Annotated in this window: 11 protein-coding genes; 6 read left to right on the top strand and 5 right to left on the bottom strand. The window is 71.2% G+C overall.

What is annotated here, in order from left to right; all coding sequences use genetic code 11:
- The 4 genes from E0D90_RS19395 to rimP form a co-directional block, all read right to left on the bottom strand.
- A partial coding sequence (locus tag E0D90_RS19395) for a translation initiation factor IF-2 N-terminal domain-containing protein (protein ID WP_130799423.1) occupies positions 1 to 286 on the bottom strand: 286 nt, incomplete at its 3' end.
- 192 nt (positions 287 to 478) lie between these two features.
- Positions 479 to 757 (bottom strand): YlxR family protein, encoded by a 279-nt coding sequence (locus tag E0D90_RS19390; RefSeq protein ID WP_130799425.1) that lies wholly within the window; start codon positions 755 to 757, stop codon positions 479 to 481.
- Between the two features lie 328 nt (positions 758 to 1,085).
- Complete coding sequence (gene nusA, locus E0D90_RS19385; protein WP_103503981.1) at positions 1,086 to 2,114, bottom strand: transcription termination factor NusA; 1,029 nt, start codon at positions 2,112 to 2,114, stop codon at positions 1,086 to 1,088.
- 2 nt (positions 2,115 to 2,116) lie between these two features.
- Positions 2,117 to 2,665, bottom strand: coding sequence for a ribosome maturation factor RimP (gene rimP / locus E0D90_RS19380; protein WP_103503980.1), 549 nt, complete (start codon positions 2,663 to 2,665; stop codon positions 2,117 to 2,119).
- A 370-nt stretch (positions 2,666 to 3,035) separates the two neighbouring features.
- Between rimP and E0D90_RS19375 the strand changes: the two genes are divergently transcribed.
- Genes E0D90_RS19375 through E0D90_RS19365 form a run of 3 tightly spaced genes read left to right on the top strand, consistent with a single transcriptional unit; the run spans position 3,036 to position 5,035 of the window.
- Complete coding sequence (locus E0D90_RS19375) at positions 3,036 to 3,641, top strand: hypothetical protein (RefSeq protein WP_227870332.1); 606 nt, start codon at positions 3,036 to 3,038, stop codon at positions 3,639 to 3,641.
- A complete protein-coding gene (locus E0D90_RS19370; protein WP_103503979.1) occupies positions 3,638 to 4,108 on the top strand; it encodes a ferritin-like domain-containing protein in 471 nt (156 codons plus the stop codon). The genes E0D90_RS19375 and E0D90_RS19370 overlap by 4 nt, the downstream gene beginning before the upstream one ends.
- Before the next feature lie 3 nt (positions 4,109 to 4,111).
- Positions 4,112 to 5,035, top strand: coding sequence for an aminoglycoside phosphotransferase family protein (locus E0D90_RS19365; protein WP_227870331.1), 924 nt, complete (start codon positions 4,112 to 4,114; stop codon positions 5,033 to 5,035).
- A 49-nt stretch (positions 5,036 to 5,084) separates the two neighbouring features.
- Here the strand turns inward: E0D90_RS19365 and E0D90_RS19360 are convergent, their stop codons facing one another.
- Complete coding sequence (locus tag E0D90_RS19360) at positions 5,085 to 5,666, bottom strand: GNAT family N-acetyltransferase (RefSeq protein WP_103503978.1); 582 nt, start codon at positions 5,664 to 5,666, stop codon at positions 5,085 to 5,087.
- A 445-nt stretch (positions 5,667 to 6,111) separates the two neighbouring features.
- Between E0D90_RS19360 and E0D90_RS19355 the strand changes: the two genes are divergently transcribed.
- From E0D90_RS19355 to E0D90_RS19345, 3 genes are all read left to right on the top strand, one after another.
- Positions 6,112 to 7,752 carry a peptide ABC transporter substrate-binding protein gene (locus E0D90_RS19355; protein WP_130799422.1) on the top strand — a complete coding sequence of 547 codons (1,641 nt, stop codon included), beginning with the start codon at positions 6,112 to 6,114 and terminating at the stop codon, positions 7,750 to 7,752.
- A gap of 241 nt (positions 7,753 to 7,993) precedes the next feature.
- Positions 7,994 to 8,848, top strand: a complete 855-nt coding sequence (locus E0D90_RS19350; RefSeq protein WP_227870330.1) for an ABC transporter permease — start codon at positions 7,994 to 7,996, stop codon at positions 8,846 to 8,848.
- Complete coding sequence (locus tag E0D90_RS19345; RefSeq protein WP_103503975.1) at positions 8,841 to 9,773, top strand: ABC transporter permease; 933 nt, start codon at positions 8,841 to 8,843, stop codon at positions 9,771 to 9,773. The genes E0D90_RS19350 and E0D90_RS19345 overlap by 8 nt, the downstream gene beginning before the upstream one ends.
- Positions 9,774 to 9,841: the final 68 nt, after the last annotated feature.

Genomic DNA, 9,841 nt, shown 5'->3' with positions numbered 1-9,841 from the left:
AGCCGGGTGCCCCCAAGCCGGGCGCGCCCACCCCCACGCCTCCGACGCCCGGCTTGGGGGCACCCGGCTTGGGTGCGGCGGCCTTGCGCGGCGCCGCCGGCTTCGCGGACTTGCGGCCGTTGCCACTGCCCGCGTCGAAGGCATCTGTCAGTTTGCGTACAACGGGCGCCTCGATCGTCGAGGACGCTGAACGGACGAATTCACCAAGCTCTTGGAGCTTGGCCATGACGACCTTGCTCTCTACTCCAAGCTCCTTGGCGAGCTCGTATACCCGGACCTTAGCCACTTCGCTCCTTTTTCGGTCCGGGGTGGGTCGTCCGCCGGACCTTCGCTACTTCATGGGCGTACTCATCGCGTACTCATCGAGTGCTCATCGCAATCTCGACCTACTTCCGACTCGCGAGGTACCTGAACCGGGCGGGAGGATCCCACCCGGCGTTACGGACTTTCGACCGATCCGATCGTGCCCCGTCGCGCCTCACGGCTCCGACGGGCCCACCCGGCTTTCCAGCGCCGCTGTGTCCAGCGGTCCCGCGGCCTTGAAGGCCCTGAGGAACGCCCGACGGCGGAGCGCCGACTCGAGACAGGCGGGCACGGGATGCACATAGGCACCCCGGCCAGGCAGCGTACCGCGAAGATCGGGAACACAGGCGCCCCCGATCAGCACCACACGCATCAGATCGCGCTGGGCCGAGCGCCGCCGACAGCCCACACAGGTTCGTTCCGGGCAGGCTCGGGGCTGCGTCCGGCCAGACATCATCGATTCTACCTCCTCGCGCGCCCCACGCCGCGCCCGGGTCGCGCAGCGGGGCACCACGGTCGCGCGTCACGTCGGCATTCGCGCCCCGCCGCGGCGTGCGGGCGGTCGGCCCGCGGGCCGGGCCCGCGCGGGGACGGGCCCCGCATGGGGCGGCCGCACCACGCCGCGGTCCGCCGCCCCGGGGCGACTCCATGGGGCCGTTCACCGGCTCGCCGGGGGTAACCGGGCCCGCCGAACCGGCACGGAATCCTCACGCCCGCCACCGATGGCAGGCGGGCCGGATCCGTCTGCCGGCCGACGGGCGAGCGGGGCGGTCGTCCGGGGGTCAGTCCCTCGGGGAACCGTTCCGGTCGTCGCCACCCGGCTCGGTGTCGGGACGGATGTCGATCCGCCAGCCGGTGAGACGGGCCGCGAGACGGGCGTTCTGCCCCTCCTTGCCGATGGCGAGCGAGAGCTGGTAGTCCGGCACCGTCACCCGCGCGGACCGCGCCGCCTCGTCGACCACCTCGACCCGGCTCACCCGCGCCGGGGAAAGGGCGTGCGCGACGAGCTGCGCCGGGTCGTCGGACCAGTCGACGATGTCGATCTTCTCGCCGTTCAGCTCCGCCATGACATTGCGGACCCGCCCGCCCATGGGGCCGATGCAGGCCCCCTTGGCGTTGAGTCCGGGCCGGGTGGACCGTACGGCGATCTTGGTGCGGTGACCCGCCTCCCGGGCGATCGCCGCGATCTCCACGGAGCCGTCCGCGATCTCGGGGACCTCCAGCTCGAAGAGCTTCTTGACCAGGCTCGGGTGGGTCCGGGACAGCGTCACGGACGGGCCGCGCATTCCCTTGACGACGCGCACGACATAGCTCCGCAGCCGGGTGCCGTGGCTGTAGGTCTCGCCGGGGACCTGCTCCTGCGGGGGCAGGATCGCCTCCAGCCGGCCGATGTCGACCAGCACGTTCCGGGGATCCTTGCCCTGCTGGACGACGCCGGTCACGATGTCGCCCTCCCGCCCGGCGTACTCGCCGAAGGTGACGTCCTCTTCGGCGTCCCGCAGCCGCTGCAGGATGACCTGCTTGGCGGTGGTGGCGGCGATCCGGCCGAAGCCGTCGGGGGTGTCGTCGAACTCGCGCGGCTCGGGCGCCGCCTCGCCCTCGGCGGGCTCGGGCAGGTCGGCGGGGTCCTCCTTCGCCCAGACCGTGACGTGGCCCGTCTTGCGGTCCAGTTCGACCCGGGCCGTGCGCCGGCTTCCCTCGGTGCGGTGGTACGCGATGAGGAGAGCCGACTCGATCGCCTCGACCAGAACGTCGAAGGAGATCTCCTTCTCCCTGACCAGTCCCCGCAGGGCGCTCATGTCGATGTCCATGGTTACGCCTCCTCGTCGTCGTTGTGTCCGGCGGCACCGGGGCGGTCCGCGTCGTCGTCCTGTCCGGCCTTGCGGCTGAACTCCACCTCGCCGCGCGCGCCGGTGATGTCGGCGAACTCCACGCGGCGCGGCTTGGGCTTGCGGCCCTTCTCCCCCGGCACCTCGAGGTCCAGTCCGTCCTCGTCGACCTCCAGCACCCGCGCGGTGAGCTCGCCGCCCTCGCGCAGCTGCAGACGGACGAGGCGCCCACGGGCACGCCGGTAGTGGCGCCGCTCCGTCAGGGGCCGGTCGGCGCCGGGCGAGCTGACCTCCAGTACGTAGGAGTCCCCGCCCATCCGGTCGTCGGCGTCCAGCTTCTCGGAGACGGCGCGGCTCAGCTCGGCGCACTGGTCCAGCGAGACGCCCTCGTCGCCGTCCACCGTGTCCACGACCACCTGGAGCACGCGGCGCTTGCCGGCCTGGGTGACGGTGACGTCCTCCAGGCCCATGCCGTACTGCGCGGCCAGGGGCTCCAGCGTTTCCCGCAGCCTGTCGATCTGGGTGGTGCTCATCCGGGTGACTCCTCGGCCGCGTCTGCTGTTGTGGCGATCGTGGGGGTGGGGCGCCGGTCCGAAGGGTGCGTGGAACGGCTGATCGGTGGTGGAGCGGTGGGCGTCCGGCTTCCGGTGGTCGCACGGGCACACCTGCCCGGCGCGCTTACCCACAGGGCACCAGCCTAATGCCTCGGGCACGGTACCCGTCGCCTCGCCCGCCGTACGCCGACCGGGTAGGAGCGGGCGCTCCCGCACGCCACACGGCGGGGGCCGACGGGCGGGCCCCGTGGGCCCCGGTAGGCTCACCGGGTCCGCTGGCGGCGGCGGCCGGAGCACCGTGCGGAACCGCCGTTCCGGACGCGCCCAGACGGATCGACACTGACGGGGAGTGGCGCGCATCGTGCCCTGTGAGCTGCCCAGACGCACCCTGCTGGCCGGCGGAGGGGTTCTCCTCGCCGCCTTCCTGACGGGCTGTTCGGGCCCGAGCCCCCGGCAGGCCGCCGAGCGTGCGGAGCGTTCCGCCGGCGCGCGGCTGCTGCGGGAGGAGACCGAAGCCGACAGCCTGCGGCTGCTGGCGCGGTACGACTCCGTCGCCGACACCCACCCGGAACTGGCCGAACGGCTCGCGCCGCTGCGCCGCAACGTGGAGGCACAGCTGACGGCGCTGACGCGGTCGTCCGACGCTTCGCCGGACCCCGGCGGCGCGGCGGAGGAAGCGCCTGCCGAAGGGGGTGGGCGGGACAGCGAGGAGCGGGTGCCGCCCGAGGTGGAGAGCGAACCGGACGCGGCGCTGGCGGGGCTGGCGCGGGCCGAGAGCGAGCTCGCCGGGCGCCGGCTGGAGGCCGTCGCGGAGGCACCTCCCGAGCTGGCGCGGCTGCTTGCCTCGCTCGCGGCGGCCGGCGCGACGCAGCGGTACCTGCTGGACGGGGCGGTACCCGAGGACGACGGATTCGTTCTGGACGGCGCCATGGCGCAGGGGGAGGAAGAGACATGACGGGGCTGTGGCCCGCCGGAGATCCCGGTGCCGACGTGGCGCTGCTCGCGGTGCAGGCGGCGCTGGCCGCCGAGCACGCGACGGTCTACGGGTACGGCGTCGTGGGCGCCTGGGCGGGCGACGACGCCCGCGACGAGGTACGGCGGCTGCTGGAGGCACACCGCGACCAGCGCGACGGTCTGCGGCGGAGCGTGCGCGAGCTGGGCGGTTCACCGGTCGCGGCGTCCGCCGGGTACGCGCTGCCGTTCCCGGTCGGTGACGCGATCTCGGCTACGGCGCTGGCCGCCGTGCTGGAGGACCGGCTGGCGGGGGCGTACGCCGACCTGGTGCGTGCCGGGGACGGCGAGGTGCGGCTGACCGCCGCCCGTGAGCTGCGGCGGGCGGCGCTGCGTGCGGCGCGCTGGCGGGGGTCGGCGGTGGCGCTCCCGGGACTGGCGGAGTTCGCGGCGCCGGACGGGGGCGGCTGAGCCGTGACCGGATCCCTGCCCCTGTTGCCCCCGCCCCGGCTGGTGGAGACGCAGAAACGTTCCGGGGACGGCTGGGTGGCCCGGTTGCCCGAACGCTGCGCCGCGCTGCTCGAACGCTGGGAGCTGACGGCCGAGCGGGTCGTCGAACCCGGTGGACGCAGCGGCATGGTGGTCCTGGCGCACCGCGCGGACAGCACCCCTGCCGCGCTGAAGCTCCGCCGTCCGGGCGGCGGCGCCGCGCGGGAGGACGAGGCGCTGCGCCTGTGGGACGGCTGGGGCGCGGTGCGAGTACTGCGGGCCGACCACGGGGCGGCCGCCCTGCTGCTGGAACGGGCCCACGGCGAGGTCTCCCTGCGGTCCCTGCCGGAGGCGAAGGCCGCGCTGGAGGCGACCTCGGTGCTGCACCGCCTGTGGCGCGATCCCGGCGAGCACCACGCCTTCCCGACGGTGGCCTCCCGGACCCGGGACCAGGCGGAGGGGTTGCGTGCCGGGCGGCTGCCGGATGTGCCCGGCCTGGACGCCGTGGTGGCGGAGGCGCTCGCGGTGCGTGAGCGCCTGCTCGCGGAGGACCCCGGGGAACGGTTCCTGCTGCACGGCGACTTCCGGCAGGGCGCCGTGCTCGCCTCGCGGGACGACCGCGCGCAGTGGCTGGCGGCCGGTCCCCACCCCGTGGTGGGGGAACGCGCCTACGACCTGGCGCGGCTGGTCCGCGACCGGCTGCACGACCTGGTCGCCTCGCCGGGCGCCGCTGCCGTCACCCGGCGACGGGTGGCACGGCTGGCGGAGGCCACCGATGTCGACCCCGAACGGCTGCGGGGCTGGGCCGCTTTCCGGGCGGTGGAGTCGGGCGTGCGCGGTTACCGCGAGGAGCGCCGCGCCGACGGTGAGGCGCTGCTGGAGTTCTCGACCTGGCTCCGGCGGGGGTGAACACCGCCGGGCCGCGTGCCGCCCCGGTTAGCCCGTCTGTGACGTCGGGTCAGGGCCGGTGGCCGTCGGGGGTATCGACGGCGCCGCCGGCGCCCGTGGGGCGGAGCAGGGGCAGGGACGCGCCCATCACCGCGTACAGGCGGGTGGCGGACGGGAACCGCACCCGCCTGGCCAGGTCGCGGTAGCCGAGTGACCTGTAGAGGGCGCGGGCCGGGCTGTCGGTGTCGATCGCGGACAGCAGCGACCGCGACTGCGGGACCCGGTCGGTCAGGGTAGTGATCAGCGCCCGCCCGACTCCCCTGCCCTGGTACTCGGGCAGGACGTGGAGTTCGGTGATCGTGAAGGAGTCGTCCAGCCAGGAGTCCTCGCCGCCCCGCATCAGATAGGGCTCGACGACGCTGGACCACCACTGGGTGCGGTCGCAGGGCACCCCGTAGACGAAGCCGACGAGCCGCCCCTCCGGAGTGGTCGCCCCCAGGGCACCCGCGCCAGGCGTCGCGAGGTGACGCAGGACGATGTGCCGTCGCACGCGCGACTCCTCCTCGGACAGGCCGAAGGCCCGGGCCTGGACCGCGAGGGCCTCGTCCACGCGCGCGGAGAGGTCGAGCGGCCCGACGGCGACATCGTTCATGGTCCGGAGGTTAGTCGCACGGGGCGGGGAAGTCGCGCCCCGGCCGCCGGTTCGGGCCGACGGCCGCGCTCGCACGACGCTCCGCCCGGTACGGCCGCCACCGCCGCCACGGCCCGGGCCGCACGGGGCAGAGGGACCGGCGTCCGGGGGCGACCGGTCGCGCCGGAAAACGTGTGGGACTCGCGTTGCACAATCAGTCCCCTGTTGTTCTGAATTGCTTTTGCTGCCACTGTTTCCACTGTTTCAGTTGTGACTGGCGTGACACGAGTCGACTAGTTTCCGTATTCCGGACGGAACGCCTCGCTAACAGGTCATCAAGAGGCCTCAGAGCCATCTCAAACAGATAACTCTGCCCACCTGAGGTTCGGATAATCGGCCCTTCCACGCGCAGAGTTAGCTCTTGCAGTGCCGACATGAATTCCGGCGCGTCACCAAGGAGCTGTTGATGAGAAGACCGAGGACGCTCACCCGCGCGGCCGCGCTGGCGGGAGCCGTCATCCTGACGGCCGCCGCCTGCGGCAGCAGCGACGACGGCGGGGGCAGCGGAGGTGGCGACACCGACAACGCCAGCAGCGAGGGCGGGGACTACACCGGCGGCGAGGTCCGCGCCAACCTGACCAGCCCGCAGACGCTGATCACGACGGACACGATCGAGGCGGAGGGCAGCACCGTCGTGTCCGCGGTCTACTCCAAGCTCGTCGACTTCGACATCGACACCGGAGAGGTGGTGCACCGGGTCGCCGAGTCCATCGAGACGGAGGACAACCAGACCTGGGAGATCACGATCCGGGAGGGGCTGGAGTTCCACAACGGTGAGCCGGTGGACGCGGACTCCTTCCTGCGGGCGTGGAACTTCGGCGCGTACGGCGACAACGCCCAGCGCGGCAGCTTCTTCTACGCGGTCATCGAGGGCTTCGACGAGGTGCAGGAGGAGGGCTCGGACATCACCGAGCTGTCCGGCCTGGAGAAGACGGGCGACCTCAGCTTCAGCGTCACGCTGAACAGCCCCTTCACCACCTTCGAGGTGGCCCTCGGCCACAACGTGTTCCTCCCGATGGCCCAGGAGTGCCTGGACGACATCGACGCGTGCAACCTGAACCCGATCGGCAACGGTCCGTTCAAGATGGCCTCGCCGTGGGAGCACGACGTCGAGATCGCCCTGGAGCGCTGGGAGGACTACCCCGGCGAGAACACGGCCAACATCGACAACCTCACGTTCTCGATCTACTCGGACAACCAGACCGCCTACAACGACCTGCAGGCCGGCAACCTGGACGTCCTGCGGACCACGCCGCCGGAGCTTCGCGACCAGGCGCGTGACCAGTTCACCGACCGCTTCATCGAGGTGCCGACCTCGCAGATCACGGTGATGGCCTACCCCGTCTACGACGAGGCGTTCAGCGACCCGAAGATCCGCCAGGCGCTCTCCATGGCGGTCGACCGGCAGAAGATCATCGACAACGTACTGCTGGGCGCCTTCGAGCCCGCGGACAGCTTCATCGCGCCGGTCATCCCCGGCTACCAGGAAGCCGCCTGCGAGTACTGCCAGCACAACCCCGAGCGTGCCAAGGAGCTCTTCGACGAGGCCGACTGGCCGTCGGGCAAGAAGCTGCAGCTGCACTACCCGCCGGGCGCCGGTCACGACGAGTGGATCGAGGCCGTCGGTATCGAGATCGAGAACACCCTGGGCATCGAGTTCGAGCTCCGCAACGAGCTGGAGTGGGCCGAGCACCTCAACGCGCGTGAGGACGAGGAGATGGAGGGCCCGTACCGCTCCGGCTGGATCATGAGCTACCCGTCGCAGGAGTACTACCTCAAGCCGCTCTACACCACGGGTGGCAGCTCCGCCGACACCGGCTGGACCAGCGAGGACTTCGACCGGCTCGTGAACGAGGGCGACGCCGCCCCGTCGCTCGAGGAGGCGCAGGAGATCTATGCCGAGGCCGAGCAGATCCTCATGGAGGAGGTGCCGGCGATCCCGCTGTTCTACGGTCGTAGCTCCGCGGCGTACAACGACACGCTGGACAACGTCATTTACAACATCTACGAGACGAACCCGTCCTGGACTGACCTTCAGGTGAAGTAACCGACAGCACGACGGCAGCCGGCGGCAAACGAGTCGTCGGCTGCCGTCTGTCAGGAACCCTCCCTGAAACGGTGTAACCCGAGGAGTCCCGATGGGCCGGTATATCATCCGTCGGCTGCTGCAATTCATACCCACGCTGGCCGGCGCGCTTTTCCTTCTTCACTATCTTGCTTCTCTGGCTGTACAGCTGAACGGAAATCCGGCCCGTGCGATGTTCGGCGACCGGCGACCGTCCGAGGCCATGCTCGCGGCCGTCTCCAAGCTCTACAACCTGGACGATCCCTGCCTGGAGCAGGTCGGCAACCCCTGCCTGGGGCAGTTCGTCAACCGCGTCACCAACCTCGCCCAGGGCGACATGGGCAGCAACTTCCGGGGCCGCCCCGTCACCGAGATCATCGCCGACAGCCTTCCGCTGTCCATGCGGCTGGCCGTCATCGCGCTGACCGTGCAGATCCTCATCGGCATCACGGCCGGGATCTTCGCCGGACTGCGTAACAAGGGCGTCATCGACTACACCGTGAAGATCTCCACGGTGCTGATCATCGCCTTCCCCGTCTTCGTGCTCGGCAAGGTCGTGCAGACCACGGTGAACGTCCCCGTCACCAACGCGCTGCGCGGGAGCGACGTGGCCCCGGACTGGGTCGCCGTCTTCTTCAGCGTGAGCTACTCGCCGAACTCCCCCTGGCTGAGCCTGATGGTGCCCGGCATCGTGCTCGGCGCGCTCGGCCTGGCGACCACGGCGCGGCTGACCCGCACCAGCCTGATCGAGAACCTGCACGCCGACTACGTGCGCACCGCGACCGCCAAGGGCATGCCGCGGCGCCGTGTCATCGGCGTCCACGCGCTGCGCAACTCGCTCATCCCGGTGGTCACCGACCTGGGTCTGGCGGTCGGCGTGCTGCTGAGCGGCGCCGTCGTCACCGAGGCCATCTTCAACATCCCCGGCGTGGGCTTCCAGTTGATCAACGCCATCCGGCTGGGCGAGTCCCCGGTGATCGTCTCCCTGGTCACCTTCTTCGTCCTGATCTATCTCGTTGTCAACCTGCTCGTGGACCTGCTCTACGCCGTGCTCGACCCGAGGATCCGCTATGAGTGAGTCACCCACCGGAGGCGGTGCCGCCGCCAAGAGCACCGACCCGGCCTTCGCCGCGGTCCCGGCCGGAACGTCCGAGCGGGCGCGCAGCCTGTGGTCCGACGCGTGGCGGGACCTGCGCCGGGACCCCGTGTTCATCATCGCGTCGCTGATCGTGCTGGCCGTCGTCTCGATGGTGCTGTTCCCGTCGCTGTGGACCAGCGGCGACCCTCGCGACTGCGACCTCTCCCGCGCCCGTCAGAAGCCCAGCTGGGACGCCCCGTTCGGCTTCTCCAACCTCGGCTGCGACTACTACGCGCAGGCCATCTACGGGGCGGGCCCGTCCATCCAGGTGGCGGTCTTCGCCACCGTCGGCATCGCCGTCATCGGCACCCTGCTCGGTGTGCTGTCGGGCTTCTACGGCGGTCTCGTCGACACGGTCATCTCCCGGGTCGTCGACGTCGTGGCAGGCCTGCCGTTCCTGCTGGGCGCGGTGGTTCTGCTGGCCCTCATGCAGTCCAGATCGGTATGGGCCATCGTGTTCGTGCTCATCGCGTTGGCGTGGATCTCCCTGACCAGGGTGATCCGGGGCAGCGTGCTGTCCACCAAGAACATGGACTACGTGGCCGCGGCACGCTCGCTCGGCGCCTCGGACCGGCGGATCATCTTCCGGCACATCCTGCCGAACGCGATGGCGCCCGGGGTGGTCGTGCTCACCATCGCGCTGGGGCTGTTCGTCTCCCTGGAGGCGACGTTGACCTTCCTGGGCGTGGGCCTGCGGGCTCCGACCGTCTCCTGGGGCGTGATGATCGTCCAGGGCCAGTCACACGTCCTCAGCGGCTACCCGCATCTGCTGCTCGTCCCCTGCCTGTTCCTCGTCACCACCGTCCTCGGGTTCATCCTGATGGGCGACGCGCTGCGTGACGCCCTCGACCCGAAACTGCGCTGAGGTGGCCATGTCGATCGTCAGCAGGACCAAGAAACGCGCGGGGCAGTCCCCCGCCGGCCCTCCCCCGG

The sequence above is a fragment of the Streptomyces otsuchiensis genome, assembly GCF_004305975.1.
Taxonomy (GTDB): domain Bacteria; phylum Actinomycetota; class Actinomycetes; order Streptomycetales; family Streptomycetaceae; genus Streptomyces; species Streptomyces otsuchiensis.
This window is presented reverse-complemented; position numbering and strand designations above follow the sequence as displayed.

Excerpts from the sequence above, each read along its gene's own strand:
- E0D90_RS19390 (WP_130799425.1), bottom strand. The coding sequence starts at position 757 with ATGTCTGGCCGGACGCAGCCCCGAGCCTGCCCGGAACGAACCTGTGTG.
- nusA (WP_103503981.1), bottom strand. The coding sequence starts at position 2,114 with ATGGACATCGACATGAGCGCCCTGCGGGGACTGGTCAGGGAGAAGGAG.
- rimP (WP_103503980.1), bottom strand. The coding sequence starts at position 2,665 with ATGAGCACCACCCAGATCGACAGGCTGCGGGAAACGCTGGAGCCCCTG.
- E0D90_RS19370 (WP_103503979.1), top strand. The coding sequence starts at position 3,638 with ATGACGGGGCTGTGGCCCGCCGGAGATCCCGGTGCCGACGTGGCGCTG.
- E0D90_RS19360 (WP_103503978.1), bottom strand. The coding sequence starts at position 5,666 with ATGAACGATGTCGCCGTCGGGCCGCTCGACCTCTCCGCGCGCGTGGAC.
- E0D90_RS19355 (WP_130799422.1), top strand. The coding sequence starts at position 6,112 with ATGAGAAGACCGAGGACGCTCACCCGCGCGGCCGCGCTGGCGGGAGCC.
- E0D90_RS19350 (WP_227870330.1), top strand. The coding sequence starts at position 7,994 with ATGCTCGCGGCCGTCTCCAAGCTCTACAACCTGGACGATCCCTGCCTG.
- E0D90_RS19345 (WP_103503975.1), top strand. The coding sequence starts at position 8,841 with ATGAGTGAGTCACCCACCGGAGGCGGTGCCGCCGCCAAGAGCACCGAC.